Origin of the sequence: Streptomyces viridochromogenes DSM 40736, assembly GCF_000158955.1 — a bacterium.
In the GTDB taxonomy this organism is placed as follows: domain Bacteria; phylum Actinomycetota; class Actinomycetes; order Streptomycetales; family Streptomycetaceae; genus Streptomyces; species Streptomyces venetus.
Genome location: NZ_GG657757.1, coordinates 6,307,822 through 6,327,055 on the forward strand (window position 1 = coordinate 6,307,822; position 19,234 = coordinate 6,327,055).

At 70.7% G+C, this 19,234-nt stretch carries 20 protein-coding genes and 2 pseudogenes; 20 read left to right on the forward strand and 2 right to left on the reverse strand.

Features of this window, described 5'->3' with window-relative positions:
* The first annotated feature begins 16 nt into the window (after window positions 1-16).
* Entirely contained in the window at window positions 17-1,567 is a 1,551-nt protein-coding gene (ffh, locus tag SSQG_RS27940) for a signal recognition particle protein (protein WP_039933754.1), read from the forward strand.
* Window positions 1,568-1,646: 79 nt separating this feature from the next.
* Here ffh and SSQG_RS27945 read toward each other — a convergent pair whose 3' ends face one another.
* Entirely contained in the window at window positions 1,647-2,501 is an 855-nt protein-coding gene (locus SSQG_RS27945; RefSeq protein ID WP_039933755.1) for a methyltransferase domain-containing protein, read from the reverse strand.
* Between the two features lie 199 nt (window positions 2,502-2,700).
* Here SSQG_RS27945 and proS point away from each other — a divergent pair, with 199 nt between their 5' ends.
* The 18 genes and pseudogenes from proS (at window position 2,701) to SSQG_RS28035 (ending at window position 17,311) form a co-directional block, all read left to right on the forward strand.
* Window positions 2,701-4,116 (forward strand): proline--tRNA ligase, encoded by a 1,416-nt coding sequence (gene proS, locus SSQG_RS27950; protein ID WP_003993257.1) that lies wholly within the window; start codon window positions 2,701-2,703, stop codon window positions 4,114-4,116.
* A gap of 250 nt (window positions 4,117-4,366) precedes the next feature.
* Complete coding sequence (locus tag SSQG_RS27955) at window positions 4,367-4,975, forward strand: hypothetical protein (protein ID WP_003993258.1); 609 nt, start codon at window positions 4,367-4,369, stop codon at window positions 4,973-4,975.
* Between the two features lie 281 nt (window positions 4,976-5,256).
* Window positions 5,257-5,676 (forward strand): 30S ribosomal protein S16, encoded by a 420-nt coding sequence (gene rpsP, locus SSQG_RS27960; RefSeq protein WP_003993259.1) that lies wholly within the window; start codon window positions 5,257-5,259, stop codon window positions 5,674-5,676.
* Window positions 5,677-5,678: 2 nt separating this feature from the next.
* Window positions 5,679-5,918, forward strand: a complete 240-nt coding sequence (locus SSQG_RS27965; protein WP_003973401.1) for an RNA-binding protein — start codon at window positions 5,679-5,681, stop codon at window positions 5,916-5,918.
* Window positions 5,919-5,999: 81 nt separating this feature from the next.
* Window positions 6,000-6,542 carry a ribosome maturation factor RimM gene (rimM, locus tag SSQG_RS27970; RefSeq protein ID WP_003993260.1) on the forward strand — a complete coding sequence of 181 codons (543 nt, stop codon included), beginning with the start codon at window positions 6,000-6,002 and terminating at the stop codon, window positions 6,540-6,542.
* On the forward strand, window positions 6,542-7,375 hold the full coding sequence (gene trmD, locus SSQG_RS27975) for a tRNA (guanosine(37)-N1)-methyltransferase TrmD (RefSeq protein ID WP_003993261.1): 834 nt from the start codon (window positions 6,542-6,544) through the stop codon (window positions 7,373-7,375). The genes rimM and trmD overlap by 1 nt, the downstream gene beginning before the upstream one ends.
* A gap of 135 nt (window positions 7,376-7,510) precedes the next feature.
* On the forward strand, window positions 7,511-7,861 hold the full coding sequence (gene rplS, locus SSQG_RS27980) for a 50S ribosomal protein L19 (protein WP_003993262.1): 351 nt from the start codon (window positions 7,511-7,513) through the stop codon (window positions 7,859-7,861).
* 45 nt (window positions 7,862-7,906) lie between these two features.
* Window positions 7,907-8,635 carry a signal peptidase I gene (gene lepB, locus SSQG_RS27985; RefSeq protein ID WP_039933757.1) on the forward strand — a complete coding sequence of 243 codons (729 nt, stop codon included), beginning with the start codon at window positions 7,907-7,909 and terminating at the stop codon, window positions 8,633-8,635.
* Window positions 8,628-9,718 (forward strand): annotated as a pseudogene (gene lepB, locus SSQG_RS27990) (signal peptidase I). Before lepB (SSQG_RS27985) ends, lepB (SSQG_RS27990) begins: the two are co-directional and overlap by 8 nt.
* Window positions 9,606-10,568 (forward strand): signal peptidase I, encoded by a 963-nt coding sequence (gene lepB / locus SSQG_RS27995; RefSeq protein WP_003993265.1) that lies wholly within the window; start codon window positions 9,606-9,608, stop codon window positions 10,566-10,568. The pseudogene lepB (SSQG_RS27990) and the gene lepB (SSQG_RS27995) overlap by 113 nt, the downstream one beginning before the upstream one ends.
* A 51-nt stretch (window positions 10,569-10,619) precedes the next feature.
* Window positions 10,620-11,399, forward strand: coding sequence for a signal peptidase I (gene lepB / locus SSQG_RS28000; RefSeq protein WP_003993266.1), 780 nt, complete (start codon window positions 10,620-10,622; stop codon window positions 11,397-11,399).
* A complete protein-coding gene (locus SSQG_RS28005; RefSeq protein WP_003993267.1) occupies window positions 11,389-11,913 on the forward strand; it encodes an NUDIX hydrolase in 525 nt (174 codons plus the stop codon). The genes lepB (SSQG_RS28000) and SSQG_RS28005 overlap by 11 nt, the downstream gene beginning before the upstream one ends.
* Window positions 11,914-11,969: 56 nt before the next feature.
* Window positions 11,970-12,278 (forward strand): DUF2469 domain-containing protein, encoded by a 309-nt coding sequence (locus SSQG_RS28010; protein WP_003993268.1) that lies wholly within the window; start codon window positions 11,970-11,972, stop codon window positions 12,276-12,278.
* An 82-nt stretch (window positions 12,279-12,360) separates the two neighbouring features.
* Window positions 12,361-12,762, forward strand: coding sequence for a YraN family protein (locus SSQG_RS28015; RefSeq protein ID WP_003993269.1), 402 nt, complete (start codon window positions 12,361-12,363; stop codon window positions 12,760-12,762).
* Entirely contained in the window at window positions 12,762-14,387 is a 1,626-nt protein-coding gene (locus tag SSQG_RS28020; protein ID WP_039933759.1) for a YifB family Mg chelatase-like AAA ATPase, read from the forward strand. The genes SSQG_RS28015 and SSQG_RS28020 overlap by 1 nt, the downstream gene beginning before the upstream one ends.
* Window positions 14,384-15,544 carry a DNA-processing protein DprA gene (gene dprA, locus SSQG_RS28025; protein ID WP_003993271.1) on the forward strand — a complete coding sequence of 387 codons (1,161 nt, stop codon included), beginning with the start codon at window positions 14,384-14,386 and terminating at the stop codon, window positions 15,542-15,544. The genes SSQG_RS28020 and dprA overlap by 4 nt, the downstream gene beginning before the upstream one ends.
* A gap of 272 nt (window positions 15,545-15,816) precedes the next feature.
* Window positions 15,817-16,659: an RNA polymerase sigma factor WhiG gene (gene whiG / locus SSQG_RS28030; protein WP_003993272.1), complete on the forward strand. Its 843-nt coding sequence runs from the start codon at window positions 15,817-15,819 to the stop codon at window positions 16,657-16,659.
* A 94-nt stretch (window positions 16,660-16,753) separates the two neighbouring features.
* Window positions 16,754-17,311: a TetR/AcrR family transcriptional regulator gene (locus SSQG_RS28035; RefSeq protein ID WP_039933760.1), complete on the forward strand. Its 558-nt coding sequence runs from the start codon at window positions 16,754-16,756 to the stop codon at window positions 17,309-17,311.
* A gap of 117 nt (window positions 17,312-17,428) precedes the next feature.
* Here SSQG_RS28035 and SSQG_RS39725 read toward each other — a convergent pair.
* A pseudogene (locus SSQG_RS39725) lies at window positions 17,429-17,982 on the reverse strand (murein hydrolase activator EnvC family protein); the annotation flags it as partial.
* 273 nt (window positions 17,983-18,255) lie between these two features.
* Here SSQG_RS39725 and rpsB point away from each other — a divergent pair.
* Window positions 18,256-19,188: a 30S ribosomal protein S2 gene (rpsB, locus tag SSQG_RS28040; RefSeq protein WP_003993275.1), complete on the forward strand. Its 933-nt coding sequence runs from the start codon at window positions 18,256-18,258 to the stop codon at window positions 19,186-19,188.
* Window positions 19,189-19,234 lie beyond the last annotated feature (46 nt).

Here is a 19,234-nt window from a genome sequence, read left to right on the forward strand (position 1 = left end):
GAGGACCGCGAGCGCCGTGTTCGATACTCTTTCCGATCGCCTCTCAGCGACCTTCAAGAACCTGCGCGGCAAGGGACGGCTCTCCGAGGCGGACATCGACGCCACGGCGCGCGAGATCCGGATCGCGCTTCTCGAGGCCGACGTGGCGCTGCCGGTCGTTCGCACGTTCATCAAGAACCTCAAGGAGCGTGCCCTCGGAGCCGAGGTCAGCAGGGCGCTGAACCCGGCCCAGCAGGTCCTGAAGATCGTCAACGAGGAACTGGTCACCATCCTCGGCGGCGAGACCCGCCGCCTGCGCTTCGCCAAGCAGCCGCCCACCGTGATCATGCTGGCGGGTCTGCAGGGTGCCGGTAAGACCACCCTCGCGGGCAAGCTCGGCCGCTGGCTGAAGGAGCAGGGCCACTCGCCGCTCCTGGTCGCCGCCGACCTTCAGCGCCCCAACGCCGTCAACCAGCTCAGCGTCGTCGCCGAGCGGGCCGGTGTCGCGGTCTACGCGCCCGAGCCGGGCAACGGCGTCGGTGACCCGGTCAAGGTCGCCAAGGACTCCATCGAGCACGCGAGGACCAAGGTCCACGACATCGTGATCGTGGACACCGCCGGCCGCCTCGGCATCGACCAGGAGATGATGCAGCAGGCCGCGGACATCCGCGACGCCGTCTCCCCGGACGAGATCCTGTTCGTCGTCGACGCGATGATCGGCCAGGACGCCGTCAACACCGCCGAGGCCTTCCGCGACGGCGTCGGCTTCGACGGCGTGGTGCTCTCCAAGCTCGACGGTGACGCCCGCGGTGGTGCGGCCCTGTCGATCCGGCAGATCACCGGCAAGCCGATCATGTTCGCGTCGAACGGCGAGAAGCTCGACGACTTCGACGCCTTCCACCCGGACCGGATGGCCTCCCGCATCCTCGACATGGGTGACCTGCTCACCCTGATCGAGCAGGCGGAGAAGACCTTCGACCAGGCCGAAGCCCAGAAGATGGCGGAGAAGCTGGCCTCCAAGAAGGGCCAGGACTTCACCCTCGACGACTTCCTCGCCCAGATGGAGCAGGTCCGGAAGATGGGCTCCATCTCCAAGCTGCTCGGCATGCTCCCCGGCATGGGCCAGATGAAGGACCAGATCAACAACCTCGACGAGCGGGACGTCGACCGCACGGCCGCCATCATCAAGTCGATGACCCCGGCCGAGCGCCAGGAGCCGACGATCATCAACGGCTCGCGCCGCGCCCGTATCGCCAGGGGCTCCGGCGTCGATGTCAGCGCGGTCAAGAACCTGGTCGAGCGGTTCTTCGAGGCCCGCAAGATGATGTCCCGCATGGCCCAGGGCGGCGGGATGCCCGGGATGCCGGGGATGCCGGGCATGGGCGGTGGCCCCGGCCGGACCAAGAAGAAGCAGAAGCAGGCCAAGGGCAAGCAGCGCTCCGGCAACCCGATGAAGCGCAAGCAGCAGGAGCAGGAGGAGGCCGCCCGCCGCGCGGCCGCCGCCGAGGGCCAAGGCGCCTTCGGGCTGCCGCAGCAGGGCGGCAAGGACTTCGAACTCCCCGACGAGTTCAAGAAGTTCATGGGCTGAGAGCCCGTCCCCGCACGACACCGAGGGCGCCCCTTCCGCGAAGGGGCGCTCTTTCGGCCGTTCTGTCAGGCGCCGGGCGTCACGGCGTCCGGGCGATCAGGTACCGGAAGACGTTCGGCATCCACACGGTGCCGTCCTGGCGCTGGTGCGGGTGCAGGGCCTCGGCCAGCTCCTTGTCCACCTGCACCTGGTCCGTCGCCGCGATCGCCGCGTCGAACAGACCCGTCGACCTGAGCCCGCGCACCGCGCTGTCCACGTCGGCGTACCCGAACGGGCACGCCACCCGGCCGGACCCGTCCGGCCTCAGCCCGGCCCGCTGGGCGACGTCCTCCAGGTCGTCGCGGAGGGACGGCCGCCAGCTGCCCGTGTTGCGCAGCGGCTCCGCCAGCTTGGTGGCGACCCGCAGCACCGACGCCGTGGCGCACCGCTCCGGTGGGCCCCAGCCGACCAGCACCACGGCCGCTCCGCGCACGGCCAGCGGTGTCGCCTCCGTGAGCAGCCCGCCCAGTCCCTCCGAGTCGCCCGCGAGGCACCCGATCGGCTCGAAGGCGGTGACCAGGGTGTACGCGGCAGTGCCCTGCTCCGCGCTGTCCCGGGGCGAGCCGTCCACCAGCCGGGTGTCCCCGTGCTCACGCGTCCCCCACGCCTCGGGCAGCAGCCGCTCCCGTGCGAGGGTCATTCTTTCGGGGGAAGCGTCGACACCGGTGACCGCCGCTCCCCGGGCGGCGGCCATCAGCAGGGCGAGTCCGGAACCGCAGCCGAGGCCGAGCAGCCGCGTGGCGGAACCCACGTCCAGTCGCTCGTAGACGGCCTCGTAGAGCGGTACGAGTATCCGCTCCTGGATCTCGGACCAGTCACGCGCGCGTGCACGCAGGTCCACGCGGGGTGCGGCCCCCGCGCGGGGCAGGTGCTGCCGCACGAGCGTAGGTGTCATAAGTAAGCGCCCCAATCCGCCGAGAGTTGCCTCTTGCCCGATTACATGGCCCCCGTGACAGTGCGCTCGCACTACCCCCGTATGCCAGGAAACTCCCCCCTCGACCTGTCGTCCAGTGGAATGCGGCAGGGCTTATGAGTTGTCATGTGCCTATGGCGAGATTTCACATTCCGGTAACGCGGGCCCGTACCATCTCGCCATGGCCAAGGCACCCGTACTCACCCCTCAGGCGGACGATTTCCCGCGCTGGTACCAGGACTTGATCACCAAAGCGGAGCTCGCCGACAACGGGCCGGTGCGCGGCACCATGATCATCCGGCCGTACGGCTACGGGCTGTGGGAGCGGATGCAGGCGGAGATGGACGCCCGCATCAAGGAGACGGGCGCCCAGAACGCGTACTTCCCGCTGCTGATCCCCGAGTCCTACCTGACCAGGGAGGCGGACCACGTCGAGGGCTTCGCGCCCGAACTCGCCGTGGTCACGCACGGCGGCGGCAAGGAACTCGAAGAGCCCGCCGTGGTCCGGCCCACCTCCGAAATGATCATCAACGCCTCCTTCTCGAAGTGGGTGCAGAGCTACCGCGACCTGCCGCTGCTCATCAACCAGTGGGCGAATGTCGTGCGCTGGGAACTGCGGCCGCGGCTCTTCCTGCGCACGTCCGAGTTCCTCTGGCAGGAGGGCCACACCGCGCACGCCACGTACGAGGAGGCGCGCGACTTCGCCTCGCACATCCACCGGCGGGTCTACGAGGACTTCATGCTGAACGTCCTCGCGATGGACGTCGTCCCCGGCCGCAAGACCGTCAAGGAGCGGTTCGCCGGGGCGATCAACACCCTCACCCTCGAAGGCATGATGGGCGACGGCAAGGCCCTCCAGATGGCCACCAGCCACGAACTGGGCCAGAACTTCGCCAAGGCCTTCAACACCCGGTACCTGTCCAAGGACGGCCGGCAGGAACTGGTCTGGCAGACCTCCTGGGGCTCCACCACCCGCATGATCGGCGCCCTGGTGATGATGCACGGCGACGACGGCGGCCTGCGGGTCCCGCCGCGACTGGCCCAGATCCAGGCCGTGGTCCTCGCGATCAAGGGCGACGAGGCGGTTCTGGCCAAGGTCCGCGAGCTCGGCGACCGGCTGAAGGCGGCCGGAGTCCGCGTCCATGTCGACGACCGCACCGACATCCCCTTCGGCCGTCGTGCCGTCGACTGGGAGCTCAAGGGCGTCCCCGTGCGTATCGAGGTCGGCCCGCGCGATCTGGAGAACGGCACCGCGATGCTGGCGCGCCGCATCCCCGGCGGCAAGGAGCCGGTGTCCCTGGACGCACTGGTGTCGCTGCTGCCGGAGGTCCTCGAAAAGGACCAGGCCCTGCTGCTGAAGCAGTCCCGCGAGCGCCGCGCGTCACGGACGGCCGAGGTGTCGACCTTCGAGGAGGCCGTCGAGGCCGCCACCGCCGGCGGCTGGGCGCGCATCCCGTGGGCCGCGCTCGGTGAGGAGGGCGAGGCCAAGCTGGCCGATCACGCGGTGACCGTACGGTGTCTGGTCGCCGAGGACGGGTCGGTGCCGGAGACCGACGACGCACCCGGTAACGTCGCGGTCGTGGCACGCGCTTACTGAGTGGGGCGCGGGGCGGCCGAAACGCCTCTTGCGTTCCCGCGGACCTCTGAGACCCCCGCGCGCGGACATGGTCTACACGCCGGGGCGTACACGGGGCTACGCACCACCTTGTGGTGAGCTGCGAGGCTTCTCCACAGATCAGCGCACCCGCCCTCGTCGGGACGCATCAGAGGCAACTGACGGGTACGTGCAAAATATTTGGGATGCCCCGGAATCGGAACACTGAGGCACCCAGGCTCGTTGTCATTACGTGAGCACGACACAGACACCACCTGTTCTCGCCGCAGAGCTGGCACAGGCGTGGGCCGACATTCAGCGGTACCACCCCGAGCTGCCCGACCTTGCCGCGCCAGAGTCCCTGATCGGGGAGTCGTCGTCCGCGTGCGGTCACGAGCTCTCCTTCGAGCGACTGCTCCATGAGGCAGTCCACGGCGTCGCCGCCGCGCGCGGTGTCCGCGACACCTCCCGCGCCGGCCGCTACCACAACCGCAGATTCCTCGCGATCGCCGAGGAGATGGGCCTGGACCACCCCGAGGAACCGCATCCCAGCAGCGGATTCTCCCTGGTCACGCTCACCCCCGAGGCGAAGCGCCGCTACCGCCCGACGATGGAACGCCTCCAGCGGGCCCTGAAGGCGCACACGGCGGCGACCTCCTCCGACACCTCCCGCACCTTCCGGGGCCCGGCGGCCCGCCACGGTTCCTCCGGCGGCGGTGTGCGCGTCAAGGCGGTCTGCGACTGCGGCCGCAACGTCCGCGTCGTACCGTCGGTCCTCGCCCAGGCCCCCATCGTCTGCGGCGGCTGCGGCAAGCCGTTCCGCATCCCGGACGTGGTGGGAGCGGGAGCGGTGGCGAGCTGACGTCCGCACCGGCATCTCGTGGCTGCCGGTCTGGACGGGAGTCCGCGCACCCGGCGTACCCCACCTCCACGTCGGGTGCCGCTCCGGCCTGCCCGCACGGCAGGTCGCACCCCGGCCGAGAGCGGCCCGCAGGGTATGGCACAATGGCTAGCTGTACTCGACAGCCGCACAGGACCCCTCTCTCCTCCGGCTGACGCGTCCATCGGGCACTCGGGTACCGCAACCCCACGCGGCTTCTCTCGCCGTGCCCAACCACGTCAAATCCAGGAGAACCCACTCCCGTGGCAGTCAAGATCAAGCTGAAGCGTCTGGGCAAGATCCGTTCGCCTCACTACCGCATCGTCGTCGCCGACTCCCGTACCCGCCGTGACGGCCGGGCCATCGAGGAGATCGGCAAGTACCACCCGACGTACAACCCGTCGGTGATCGAGGTCGACGCCGATCGCGTGGCGTACTGGCTCGGTGTCGGCGCCCAGCCGACCGAGCCCGTGCTCGCCATCCTCAAGAAGACCGGCGACTGGCAGAAGTACAAGGGCGAGCCCGCCCCGGCTCCGCTGCTGACGCAGGCCGAGAAGGCGGCGCGTCCGTCGTTCGAGGCCCTGGCCGGCGAGGACGAGGGCAAGGGTGAGGCGATCACCCAGAAGAAGAAGGCTGAGAAGAAGGACGAGGCGGCCGCCGAGTCCGCGTCGACCGAGGCCTGAGCATGCTCGAGGAGGCTCTCGAGCACCTCGTGAAGGGCATCGTCGACAACCCTGACGATGTGCAGGTCGCCTCGCGCAACCTGCGCCGCGGCCGCGTGCTCGAGGTCCGGGTCCACCCGGACGACCTCGGCAAGGTGATCGGCCGCAACGGCCGCACCGCGCGCGCCCTGCGTACCGTCGTGGGCGCCATCGGCGGTCGCGGCGTCCGCGTCGACCTTGTCGACGTGGACCACGTCCGCTGACGCTTCAACGCAACCGGCTCGGGCCGGGGAGGGCCACTGGGCCGTCCCCGGCCCGCAGTCGTATGACAGGAGATTGGACACGTGCAGCTGGTAGTCGCACGGATCGGCCGTGCCCATGGCATCAAGGGTGAGGTCACCGTCGAGGTACGCACCGACGAGCCGGAACTCAGGCTCGCGCCCGGCGCCGTACTCACCACGGATCCCGCCGCCACGGGACCGCTCACCATCGAGACGGGCCGCGTGCACAGCGGCCGTCTCCTCCTGCGCTTCGAGGGCGTCAGCGACCGCACCGGCGCCGAGGCCCTGCGCAACACCCTCCTGATCGCCGAGATCGACCCGGACGAGCTGCCCGAGGGCGAGGACGAGTACTACGACCACCAGCTCATCGACCTCGACGTGGTCACCGCGGACGGCACCGAGGTCGGGCGCATCACGGAGATCTCGCACCTGCCCACCCAGGACCTGTTCATCGTGGAGCGCCCCGACGGCAGCGAGGTGCTGATCCCCTTCGTGGAGGAGATCGTCGCCGAGATCGACCTCGAGGAGCAGAAGGCCGTCATCACCCCGCCGCCGGGCCTGATCGACGACCGGGCCGAGATCGCGTCCAGCCGGGAAGAGTCGTAATGCGCCTCGACGTCGTCACGATCTTTCCCGAGTACCTGGAACCGCTGAACGTCTCCCTGGTCGGCAAGGCACGCGCGCGTGGGCAGCTGAACGTCCATGTGCACGACCTGCGTTCCTGGACCTACGACCGTCACAACACCGTCGACGACACGCCCTACGGCGGCGGCCCCGGCATGGTCATGAAGACCGGGCCCTGGGGTGACGCGCTCGACTCCGTCCTCGCCGACGGCTACGAGTCGGGCTCCGGGGCACCCGCCCTGATCGTGCCCACACCCAGCGGGCGCCCCTTCACCCAGGAACTCGCCGTCCACCTCTCCGAGCGCCCCTGGCTGATCTTCACGCCGGCCCGCTACGAGGGCATCGACCGGCGGGTCGTCGACGAGTACGCGACGCGGATGCCGGTCTACGAGGTGTCCATCGGCGACTACGTCCTCGCCGGCGGCGAGGCGGCCGTCCTGGTCGTCACGGAGGCCGTGGCACGGCTGCTGCCGGGCGTCCTCGGCAACGCCGAGTCCCACCGGGACGACTCCTTCGCGCCCGGCGCCATGGCGAGCCTCCTGGAAGGCCCCGTCTACACCAAGCCGCCCGAGTGGCGCGGCCGGGACATCCCCGAGGTGCTGCTCAGCGGCCACCACGGCAAGATCGCCCGCTGGCGCCGTGACGAGGCCCTGAAGCGCACGACGGCGCACCGGCCCGACCTGATCGAGCGGTGCGACCCCAAGGCCTTCGACAAGAAGGACCGCGAGATGCTCTCCATCCTGGGCTGGGCACCGGACCCCGAGGGCGAGCCGTACGGCCGATTTTGGCGCAGGACCGAGGGCCTGGCAGAATAGGTCGCTGTTGTGCGTCCGTCCGGCGCGCGCCCCTGCCACAGGGGGAGACGACGCCCGTCCCGACGCGCACAGCTCTGATCCAGAACACCTAGTTTCCGTTGATGACCTGTGGCATCAGCGAAGAAAGCAGACGAAATGTCTCACCTGCTCGACACCGTCGACTCCGCGTCGCTGCGCAGCGACGTCCCCGCCTTCCGCCCGGGCGACACGGTCAACGTGCACGTCCGCGTCATCGAGGGCAACCGCTCCCGTGTGCAGCAGTTCAAGGGCGTCGTGATCCGTCGCCAGGGTTCGGGCGTGCGCGAGACCTTCACGGTCCGCAAGGTCTCCTTCTCCGTCGGCGTCGAGCGCACCTTCCCGGTGCACACCCCGATCGTGGAGAAGATCGAGCTCGTCACCAAGGGTGACGTCCGCCGCGCCAAGCTGTACTACCTCCGCGAGCTGCGCGGCAAGGCCGCGAAGATCAAGGAAAAGCGCGAGAGCTGAGCGCTCTCCGGGGTTCGCGTCGGGGCCGGATAGCATCTGGCTCCGATGGACACCGAAGAACAGTCGACGGAGCGCGACCGCTCCTCCCGCCCTTCCGACTCCGAGGAGACCTCGGACCCCGGAGGGCCGGAGGAACGGTCGCGTTTCGCATTGGTGTCACGTGTCGCTGAGTGGCTGCCCGGCGGCCGGATCACTCTGACGCTGCTGGCCTGCCTGCTGTTCCTGCTCTTGCTCACTACGTTCGTGCTGCGGCCGTTCCAGATTCCCAGCGGATCCATGGAAAAGGCATTGAGGATCGGAGACCGGGTTCTCGTAAATAAGTTCGCGTACCGTTTCGGTGCCGCGCCGCAGCGGGGAGACATCGTCGTGTTCGACGGGACCGGGTACTTCGGGCACGCGGACTACATCAAGCGCGTTGTAGGCGTGGGGGGAGACCACGTGGTCTGCTGTGACAAGGACGGGAGGATCCAGGTGAACGGCCGGCCGGTCGACGAGTCGCGCTTCCTGTACCCCGGCGACAGCCCGTCCACGGTGTCCTTCGACGTCGTCGTGCCCGGCGGCACCCTCTTCGTCCTCGGTGACCATCGCAGCCGGTCCAGCGACTCCCGCGACCACCTCGGCTCGCCGGGCGGCGGCATGGTGCCGGTCGCCGAGGTGATCGGCCGGGCCGACTGGATCGTCTGGCCCGCCGGCCACGCCGTCCGCCTGCACCGCCCCGACGCCTACGCGCGCGTGCCCGCCCCCGCCGCCGGAAGGGCGGGCGCCCATGGGTAACCGCGGCAAACCGCGCGGCGTCGTCAGCAACGCCGCGGAGAACCTGCTGCCCACCGGCGCGCGGCGCACCTCCGCCCGTCCGGCAGCGGCCGTACGCGCGCCGAGCGCCGCAAACTCCAGCGCAAGGTCAAGCGGCGCCGCAGGCGCGGCGCCGTCAAGGAGATCCCTCTCCTCGTCGGCGTCGCCGTCCTCATAGCGCTCGTGCTGAAGACGTTCCTCGTCCAGGCGTTCGTCATCCCGTCCGGCTCCATGGAGCAGACGATCCAGATCGGCGACCGCGTGCTGGTCGACAAGCTCACCCCGTGGTTCGGCTCCAAGCCGCAGCGCGGGGACGTCGTCGTCTTCAAGGACCCCGGCGGCTGGCTCCAGGACGAGCAGACGACGACCCCGAAGGACGACCCCGTCGTCGTCAAGCAGGTCAAGGAAGGGCTCACCTTCATCGGTCTGCTGCCGTCCGACAACGAGAAGGACCTCATCAAGCGGGTCGTCGGGGTCGGCGGTGACCGCGTCAAGTGCTGCGACGGCCAAGGGCGCGTGACCGTCAACGGCATCCCGCTGAACGAGGACTACCTGTACCCCGGCGCCGCCCCGTCCGACACGCCGTTCCAGGTCACCGTCCCCCAGGGCCGGCTGTGGGTGATGGGCGACCACCGGAACAACTCCGCCGACTCCCGCGCCCACCAGGACCGCGACTACGGCGGCACGGTCTCCGAGGACGAGGTGGTGGGCCGCGCCATGGTCATCGCCTGGCCCTTCGGGCACTGGAACATGCTCGACGAACCACAGACCTACGCCTCCGTGTCGGACTGGACCGGGTCGACCGCTGCGCCCCCGCTGTCGCATAGGGTTGCTTCCGACGATTCGAACGGAACGATCCAGCTCCCGACCCCTGCGGAACTCCCGCTCGTTATGGGAGTGGTGGGCCTGCGCCGCGTATGGGGCAGGCGGCGGCACAGAGTGAGGAGTTGGCGTGGGGGATGTGGCGGTTGGCGCACGGTCCGGACACGACGGCGAGGAGCACCGCGGGAGCCCCGCGGAATCCACCGTCCCGGCCGCGGACAGCGCCGTGACCTCCGGGAATGACTCCGGGGCAGCCGAGGGCGACAGGGTGACGGGCGAGCACAGGACAGCCGAGGGACAGGGGCCGGGCGGTACGGCCCGCACAGCGAAGAAGCCACGCTCCTTCTGGAAGGAGCTGCCCATCCTGATCGGCATCGCGCTGGTGCTCGCGCTGCTGATCAAGACCTTCCTGGTGCAGGCGTTCTCCATCCCCTCCGACTCGATGCAGAACACGCTCCAGCAGGGCGACCGTGTGCTGGTCGACAAGTTCACCCCCTGGTTCGGCTCCGAGCCCGAGCGGGGCGAGGTCGTCGTCTTCCACGACCCCGACAACTGGCTGGCGGGCGAGCCGACGACTGAGCCGAACGCGCTCCAGACGTTCCTCAGCTGGATCGGCCTCATGCCGTCGGCGGAGGAGAAGGACCTCATCAAGCGCGTCATCGGCGTCGGCGGCGACACGATCGAGTGCAAGAACACCGGCCCGTTGACGGTCAACGGCAAGGCGCTGGACGAGAAGTCGTACGTCTACGCCGGCAACACGCCGTGCAGCGTCGACGACCAAGGCGGTCAGTTCAAGGTAAAGGTTCCCAAGGGCTACATCTGGGTCATGGGAGACCACCGGCAGAATTCCCGGGACTCCCGCTACAACCAGGCGGACGCGCACCACGGCATGGTGCCGGTGAAGGACGTCGTCGGCCGTGCCGTCGTCATCGCCTGGCCGGTCAACCGCTGGGACAACCTGCCGGTGCCTGACACCTTCGACCAGAGCGGTCTGAACGCGCAGCCGGCCGCGGCCGGTCTGCCGGCGGCGCCGCAGGGGCTCGCGCTCGCCGGTGTGGTGCCGGTGGTGTGGTGGCGCCGCAGGAAGCAGTGATTCCGCCGGCGGGCTGACCCTGGTCGGTACCCCCGGGTAGGGTGCGGACCCATGGGTGGCGAGAGCATGACGCACACGGCCCCGCGCAGCGGTGGCTCAGACACGGGCCCGGTGGGCAGCCGGACCGGACAGCGCTTGTCCGGACTGGCCGTCGCGCTGGGCCTCGTGCTGTTCCTCGGGGGATTCGCCTGGGGAGCGGTGGTCTACCGTCCGTACACCGTGCCCACCGGTTCGATGACCCCGACGATCGCCGCGGGCGACCGGATCCTCGCGCAGCGCGTCGACGGCGCCGAGGTGCGCCGTGGCGACGTCGTCGTCTTCAAGGACGCGACCTGGGCCAACGCGCCGATGGTCAAGCGCGTGGTCGCCGTCGGCGGCGACACGGTCTCCTGCTGCCAGGACGGCAAGCTGAAGGTCAACGGCAAGGAGATCGACGAGCCCTATCTGACCAAGGGCGAGCCGGCCGAGATCACCGGTTTCCCGACCGTGACCGTTCCCGAGGGCCGGCTGTTCCTGCTCGGTGACGAGCGCGGCAGCTCCCTGGACTCCACCGCCCATCTGACCGACGCCGCAGGCGGCACGGTGGCGCGCTCCGCCGTCGACGCGCGCGTGGACGCCGTCGTCTATCCCATGAACGGCATGCTGCCCCGCCCCACCGGCTTCGAGGCGCTCGGCGCTCTGTCCTCGCCCGGACCGCTGCGGACGATCATCGCCCTGGTGATCGGCGGCGCGGTGCTCGTCCTCGGCGGGGGTGCCTACGGGCCCATCGCCAAGCGCACGGGCGCCGCCCGGGCCCGGCGGGCGAGCGCGGAGCCCGCAGGTGTCCGCTGAGGCCGTGGGGCCCGGCGAGGACACCCACACGGGCGGGCCGCGCAAGGTCGCCCGGGTGGTGCTGCTCGACCCGCAGGACCGCATCCTGCTGTTGCACGGGCACGAGCCCGACGATCCGGCCGACGACTGGTGGTTCACCCCCGGTGGCGGCGTCGAGGGCGACGAGACCCGTGAAGAAGCCGCACTGAGGGAACTCGCCGAGGAGACGGGCATCACCGAGGTCGAGCTCGGCCCGGTGCTGTGGCGGCGGATGTGCTCGTTCCCGTTCGCGGGCCGCCGCTGGGACCAGGACGAGTGGTACTACCTGGCTCGAACGGACCGCACGGAGATCCAGGCCGCGGGGCTGACCGAGCTGGAACGGCGCAGTGTCGCCGGAGCGCGCTGGTGGACGTGTCCGGAACTGACCCGGGCACATGAGACGGTGTATCCGACCAGACTCGCCGGGCTGCTGCGCACGCTGCTCGACGAAGGTCCCCCGGCCAGGCCCGTGATCCTTGACCCGGAAATCGTCTGAGGGCTCACGGTACTGGCGCACAATGGTGGGATCGCACGGCTGAAGGGGAACATGCCATGAGCGCCGAGGACCTCGAGAAGTACGAGACCGAGATGGAGCTGAAGCTCTACCGGGAGTACCGCGATGTCGTCGGTCTGTTCAAATACGTGATCGAGACCGAGCGGCGCTTCTACCTGACCAACGACTACGAGATGCAGGTGCACTCGGTCCAGGGTGAGGTGTTCTTCGAGGTGTCCATGGCGGACGCCTGGGTGTGGGACATGTACCGGCCGGCGCGGTTCGTGAAGCAGGTCCGGGTCCTCACGTTCAAGGATGTGAACATCGAGGAGCTGAACAAGAGCGATCTCGAGCTGCCGAGTGGGTGACGGGGTGGCAGACCGGGTGGGTGACGGGGTTATCCACAATCGCTGAGCCGTCCACCAAGATCCACTTCGTGGGGACGGGTGCGTGATCGTTGGCGCCGGAGGTGGTGCCGACATGAACGCACAGCGGGCGCGCAGCGCCATGGGCAAGTACGGCGAGAGCCTGGCCGCACGGCGGCTGGCCGAGGCCGGTCTGACGGTGCTGGAGCGCAACTGGCGCTCCGGCCGGACCGGTGAGATCGACATCGTGGCCAGGGACGGGGACGTCCTGGTCGTCTGCGAGGTGAAAACCCGCAGGGCAGGTCCCTTCGGGCATCCCATGGCGGCCGTGACCCCGCGGAAGGCGGAGCGCCTGCGGGACCTCGCCGAGCGGTGGATCCAGACCCACGGGGGCGCGCCGCCCGGCGGGGTCCGCATCGACGTGGTCGGGGTCCTGCTGCCGGCCCGCGGCGCGGCCGTGGTCGAGCACGTGCGAGGGGTGGCCTGATGGGATTCGCCCGTACGTGTTCGGTGGCGCTGGTCGGTGTCGAGGGCGTGGTCGTCGAGGTGCAGGCCGACCTCGAACCGGGCGTCGCGGCGTTCACACTGGTGGGACTGCCCGACAAGAGCCTCACGGAGAGCCGGGACCGGGTGCGCGCCGCCGTCGTCAACTCGGGCGCGGCCTGGCCCCAGAAGAAACTCACGGTCGGCCTGAGCCCGGCCTCGGTGCCGAAATCGGGCAGCGGCTTCGACCTGGCCGTCGCGGCGGCGGTCCTGGGCGCGGCGGAGCGCATCGACCCACGGGTCCTCGCCGACATCGTGATGATCGGGGAGCTGGGGCTGGACGGGCGGGTGCGGCCGGTGCGAGGGGTGCTGCCGGCGGTGCTGGCGGCGGCTGACGCGGGGTACGAGCAGGTGGTGGTGCCGGAGAGTGCCGCCGCCGAGGCGTCCCTCGTGCCCGAGGTCTCCGTGCTGGGCGTGCGCAGCCTGCGCCAGCTGATCGCCGTCCTGGCCGACGAACCCGTACCCGACGAGGAAGCGGACGGACCGGGCCGCCCGGATCCGCTCCTCGCCGGCCTGCGCATGCCGGGCACGGGCGCGGCCACCGGCATGCACAGCGTGGGCGCGGCCCAGCACGACCACGGCCACGACCTGGAGGACGTCGTCGGTCAGATCTCCGCGCGCACGGCGGTGGAGGTGGCCGCGGCCGGCGGACACCACCTGTTCCTGGAAGGGCCTCCCGGCGCCGGCAAGACGATGCTCGCGGAGCGACTGCCCGCCATCCTGCCCCGACTGGGCCGGCAGGAGTCCCTGGAGGTCACCGCCGTGCACTCCGTGGCGGGCCTGCTGCCCCCGGGCAAGCCCCTGATCGACGCCGCCCCCTACTGCGCGCCGCACCACTCGGCCACGATGCAGGCGCTCGTCGGCGGCGGCCCGGGCATCGCACGGCCCGGCGCGGTGTCGATGTCCCATCGGGGTGTCCTGTTCCTGGACGAGACGCCCGAGTTCAGCAGCCGGGCCCTGGACGCCCTGCGCCAGCCGCTGGAGGCGGGGCACGTCGTGATCGCCCGCAGCGCGGGAGTCGTACGCTTCCCGTCGAAGTTCCTCATGGTGTTGGCGGCCAACCCCTGCCCCTGTGGCCGTTTCTCCCAGCGGGACGATCTGTGCGAGTGCCCGCCGTCGGCGATCCGCCGCTACCAGGCCAGGCTCTCCGGTCCGCTGCTGGACCGGGTCGACCTGCGCGTCGAGGTGGACCGCGTCACCCGCACCGAGCTGACCGCCTGCGGGGCACGGGGCGAGTCCACCGCGACGGTCGCAGGCCGGGTGCGGGCGGCCCGGGAGCGGGCCGCGGAGCGCCTCGCCGGCACCCCGTGGCACACCAACAGCGAGGTACCCGGCCGTGAGCTGCGCAGCCGCTGGTACGCCGCGTCGGGAGCGATGGACGAGGCCGAGCGGAGCCTGGAGCGGGGCGTCCTGACCGCCCGCGGCCTCGATCGCGTCCTGCGCGTGGCCTGGACCGTCGCCGATCTCGTCGGCCACGACCGGCCCGACGCGACGGACGTCGCGCTCGCGCTCCAGCTGCGCACCGGAGTGCCCAGGGGCGTCCCCATGGCCATCGGAGCCCTGACGTGAGCCTCACCGGCCCACCGGACGACGAACTGCTCGCCCGGGTCTTCCTCACCCGTGTCATCGAGCCCGGCGACGAGGTCGGCGGGCGGTGGGTGCGTGAGTTCGGGGTGCGGGAGGTGGCCCGGCGGCTGATGGAGCGCGGCCTGCCGCTGCCCGGGGTGAGCGGCAAGCGGTGGGCCGGGCTGCTGGCCAGGGCCGGGGCGGCGCGGCCGCGTGAGGATCTCGCCGTCGCCCAGGACGCCGGGGTGCGGTTCGTCTGCCCCGGCGGGGTGGAGTGGCCGGGACAGCTCGACGATCTCGGGGATGCCCGGCCGCTGGGCCTGTGGGTGCGGGGGCGGGCCGGTCTGCGGATGTGGGCGCTGCGGTCCGTCGCCGTCGTGGGGGCCCGGGCCTGTACCGAGTACGGGGCCCACATGGCGGCCACCCTCGCCACCGGCCTCGCCGAACAGGGCTGGGTCGTGGTGTCCGGCGGGGCCTACGGGGTCGACGGCGCCGCGCACCGCGGTGCCCTCGGCGCGGGCGGCGCCACCGTTGCCGTCCTCGCCTGCGGCGTCGACCGCCCCTACCCGCGCGGACACGCCCAGCTGATCACCAGGATCGCCGACCAGGGGCTTGTCGTGGGGGAGTTGCCTCCCGGGGACCATCCGACGCCGAGCAGGTTCATCCTGCGGAACCGGGTGATCGCCGCCCTCACCCGCGGCACCGTGGTCGTCGAGGCCGCCCACCGCAGCGGTTCCCTGGTCACGGCGCGGGCGGCCCAGCGCCTCGGCCGGCTCACGATGGGTGTGCCGGGCCCCGTCACCAGCGGCCTGTCCGCCGGCGTGCACGAACTGCTGCGGGGCGAGGCGACCCTGGTCACCGACGCCGCGGACATCGTCGAACTGGTCGGGGACATCGGACAGCTGGCTCCCGACCGGCGTGGCCCCGTCCTGCCCCGCGACCTGCTGGAGCCGGCCACCCGGCAGGTGCTCGCCGCGCTGCCGGCCCGGCGGGCGGCCCGCCCGGACGAGATCGCCCGCGGTGCTCAGACCACGCAGGACGACGCGATCGCGAGGCTGTACGAACTACGGGCACTCGGTTACGTCGAACGACACGACGACGGCTGGAAGTTGACACGCCAGGCGATGACGTCGGTCCGCGGCGCTGCCGCACCACCGTGACCCGACCCGTTCGGCCGTCCGGGGGAACCCCGACACCCCTTGGAAATTCGCCCAGTTGGGGTTCTCCGGTGATCACACCGAGCGGCCGCGGCAACCCGGCGGAAGGCCTTCCGGAACATATCTGCGCCCGCCTCGGCCTCCGCCCTTCGCGCACCGCGACACCGCAGTCACGCTACGCTCACGAGGATCCCGACACGGACAGGCAACTCGACATCAGACAGACAGCCCACCCCAGCAGCACCACTCCGCAGCAGAACGGCACAAGGCGACGAATGCCCCAGCACACCTCCGGGTCCGACCGGGCGGCGATCCCCCCAGCCGCCCGTGACGGTGGCAGCGTGCGGCCGCCCGCTCCCTCGACGCTCGACGAGCTGTGGCGGTCGTACAAGGCGACGGGCGACGAGCGGCTGCGGGAGCAGCTGATCCTGCACTACTCGCCGCTCGTGAAGTACGTCGCCGGACGGGTCAGCGTGGGCCTGCCGTCCAACGTCGAGCAGGCCGACTTCGTCTCGTCCGGGGTGTTCGGGCTGATCGACGCGATCGAGAAGTTCGACATCGACCGGGAGATCAAGTTCGAGACGTACGCGATCACGCGGATCCGTGGCGCGATGATCGACGAGCTCAGGGCGCTGGACTGGATCCCGCGGTCCGTGCGGCAGAAGGCGCGGAACGTGGAGAGGGCGTACGCCACCCTGGAGGCGCGGCTGCGGCGGACACCGACGGAGGGCGAGGTCGCCGCCGAGATGGGCATCGGGGTGGAGGAGCTCCACGCCGTGTTCAGCCAGCTGTCGCTGGCCAATGTGGTGGCCCTGGAGGAGCTGCTGCACGCCGGGGGCGAGGGCGGCGACGGCCTGAGCGTCATGGACACGCTGGAGGACACCGCCGCCGACAACCCCGTGGAGGTCGCCGAGGACCGGGAGCTGCGAAGACTCCTGGCGCGGGCCATCAACACGCTGCCCGAGCGGGAGAAGACCGTGGTCACGCTGTACTACTACGAGGGCCTCACCCTCGCCGAGATCGGCAACGTGCTGGGCGTGACGGAGAGCCGGGTCAGTCAGATCCACACCAAGTCGGTGCTCCAGCTGAGAGCGAAACTGGCGAGCTTCGGCCGCTGACCTGGCCCGATGACGGCGGGTCGGCAGGAGCCACTCCCGCCGGGCCGGGCGCGTCCGTAAAGTGGTTGACGTGCCAAGGATTCGAGCGGCCTCCGTGGCCGAGCACCGGTCGATGCAGCGAGCCGCCCTGCTGGACGCGGCTCGTTCCTTGTTGTCCGAGGGCGGTACGGAGGCGCTGACCTTCCCGGCCCTCGCCGAGCGGACGGGCCTCGCGCGATCCTCCGTCTACGAGTACTTCCGGTCCAGGGCGGCCGTGGTCGAGGAGCTGTGCGAGGTCGACTTTCCCGTCTGGGCGGCGGACGTGTCGGCGGCGATGGAGCGGGCCGGGGAGCCCGAGGCCAAGGTCGAGGCGTATGTGCGGCAGCAGCTGGAGCTGGTCGGGGACCGGCGGCACCGGGCCGTGGTCGCGATCTCCGCGAGTGAGCTGGACGCGGGGGCGCGGGAGAAGATCCGGGCGGCGCACGGGGGGCTTGTCGCGATGATCGTCGAGGCGCTGGGGGAGATGGGGCATGAGCAGCCCCGGCTCGCGGCGATGCTGGTGCAGGGGGTTGTGGACGCGGCCGTGCGGAGGATCGAGCTGGGGGCTGCGGAGGAGCCGGCGGTCGTTGCGGATGCGGCTGTGGGGATGTGCTGCGGGGGTGTGCGGGGCTGAGACCTGTCTGCGCCCGGGGCGGGTGGGCGTGCAACCCGGCGGTGCGGGTGCCGCTGCGCCCACCCGTGCCGCCCCAGCGGTCGACTGCCCGCAGCTAGGTGGTCCCGTAAGACCGGCAGGAGCGAGACGTGTCCTCGCTCGGATCCACGGTGGCAGGATTCAGTGGGTTCAAGATGGTGTCGCCGCGGCGCAGTCGGCCAGTGCACGCACGTAGCCGTGCAGTGCGAGCCCGTCGGGTCCACCGTGCCGATCAGTTCGCCCGGGTCCACCTCGTCGCCCTGTTCCACCGACGCCGTCACCGGTTCGTAGGTCGTGCGCAGGGGCGGGTCGCCGGTCCCCGTCAGTTCCACCGAGACCACTCCCTTGCCGGCCACCCGGCCCGCGAAGGAGACCCGGCCCGCGGCCACGGCCCGCACCGGCGTTCCGGGTGCCGCCGCCAGGTCCACGCCTCGGTGGCCCCGGCCGTAGACCGTCGCCGGGGGTTCCCAGCCGCGCAGGACCGGGGGGCGTGAGCCGACGGGCCACGCGCGGCCGACCGCCGGCACGGCGGCATCTCCGACGGGGGAGCCCGCCGCGAGCAGCCGTGGTGGTGGGGCCAGCAAGGCCCACGCCGTGAGGAGCAGCAGCAGGATCAGCCGCGTACACACGCGGACACATCGGTTCACTCGCATGGGGAAAGCGTCCCGGAGCAGCGCTCGTCAGAGCCCCAGGCTGTGGGTCATCCACCGGTTGTGGACAACGGCGTCACCGGGTGCCCCGCGGGTCCCGTACAATTCTGGTGGCGATCCGGGTCACCGGGTCGACTTCGCACGCCTCGATACGTACCCCGGCAATGGGCCGTATCAGCGCCCCTCGGTCCCTCGTGGCACGGCGCGCAGTGGGCGTCAGGCGCGGAAGCCGTCCGGCATCCGCGGCACAACCGAGAAAATCAAGGAGATACGGCCATGGCCGTCGTCACGATGCGGGAGCTGCTGGAAAGCGGCGTCCACTTCGGTCACCAGACCCGTCGTTGGAACCCGAAGATGAAGCGCTTCATCTTCACGGAGCGCAACGGCATCTACATCATCGACCTGCTCCAGTCGCTGTCGTACATCGACCGCGCCTACGAGTTCGTCAAGGAGACCGTCGCCCACGGCGGCACGGTCATGTTCGTCGGCACGAAGAAGCAGGCGCAGGAGGCCATCGCCGAGCAGGCCACCCGCGTCGGCATGCCCTACGTCAACCAGCGCTGGCTGGGCGGCATGCTCACCAACTTCTCGACCGTCTACAAGCGTCTGCAGCGCCTCAAGGAGCTCGAGCAGATCGACTTCGAGGACGTCGCCGCGTCCGGTCTGACCAAGAAGGAGCTTCTCGTGCTCTCGCGCGAGAAGGCCAAGCTGGAGAAGACCCTCGGTGGTATCCGCGAGATGCAGAAGGTGCCCAGCGCCGTCTGGATCGTGGACACCAAGAAGGAGCACATCGCCGTTGGTGAGGCCCGGAAGCTGAACATTCCGGTCGTCGCGATCCTCGACACCAACTGCGACCCCGACGAGGTCGACTACAAGATCCCGGGCAACGACGACGCGATCCGCTCCGTCACGCTGCTCACCCGTGTGATCGCGGACGCGGTCGCCGAGGGCCTCATCTCCCGCTCCGGTGTCGCCACCGAGGGCAAGGGCGAGAAGGCCGCCGGCGAGCCGCTGGCCGAGTGGGAGCGCGACCTGCTCGAGGGCGAGAAGAAGGCCGACGAGGCTGCCCCCGCCGCTGAGGCCGCGCCGGCCGCCGAGGCTGCTCCGGCCGCCGAGGCCGCCCCCGCCGCCGAGGCTGAGGCCGAGAAGCCGGCCGAGGCCGAGAAGCCGGCCGAGGGCGAGAAGGCCGCCGAGGCCGAGCAGGCCTGACCCGTCAGTCCGAGGTGACGGCGGGAGCGCGCGACATGAAGTCCGC

Excerpts from the sequence above, each read along its gene's own strand:
- proS (WP_003993257.1), top strand. The coding sequence starts at position 2,701 with ATGGCCAAGGCACCCGTACTCACCCCTCAGGCGGACGATTTCCCGCGC.
- whiG (WP_003993272.1), top strand. The coding sequence starts at position 15,817 with ATGCCCCAGCACACCTCCGGGTCCGACCGGGCGGCGATCCCCCCAGCC.
- rplS (WP_003993262.1), top strand. The coding sequence starts at position 7,511 with ATGTCTCACCTGCTCGACACCGTCGACTCCGCGTCGCTGCGCAGCGAC.
- lepB (WP_003993266.1), top strand. The coding sequence starts at position 10,620 with ATGGGTGGCGAGAGCATGACGCACACGGCCCCGCGCAGCGGTGGCTCA.
- SSQG_RS28020 (WP_039933759.1), top strand. The coding sequence starts at position 12,762 with ATGGGATTCGCCCGTACGTGTTCGGTGGCGCTGGTCGGTGTCGAGGGC.
- SSQG_RS27965 (WP_003973401.1), top strand. The coding sequence starts at position 5,679 with ATGCTCGAGGAGGCTCTCGAGCACCTCGTGAAGGGCATCGTCGACAAC.
- rpsB (WP_003993275.1), top strand. The coding sequence starts at position 18,256 with ATGGCCGTCGTCACGATGCGGGAGCTGCTGGAAAGCGGCGTCCACTTC.
- SSQG_RS28010 (WP_003993268.1), top strand. The coding sequence starts at position 11,970 with ATGAGCGCCGAGGACCTCGAGAAGTACGAGACCGAGATGGAGCTGAAG.
- lepB (WP_039933757.1), top strand. The coding sequence starts at position 7,907 with ATGGACACCGAAGAACAGTCGACGGAGCGCGACCGCTCCTCCCGCCCT.
- trmD (WP_003993261.1), top strand. The coding sequence starts at position 6,542 with ATGCGCCTCGACGTCGTCACGATCTTTCCCGAGTACCTGGAACCGCTG.
- SSQG_RS27945 (WP_039933755.1), bottom strand. The coding sequence starts at position 2,501 with ATGACACCTACGCTCGTGCGGCAGCACCTGCCCCGCGCGGGGGCCGCA.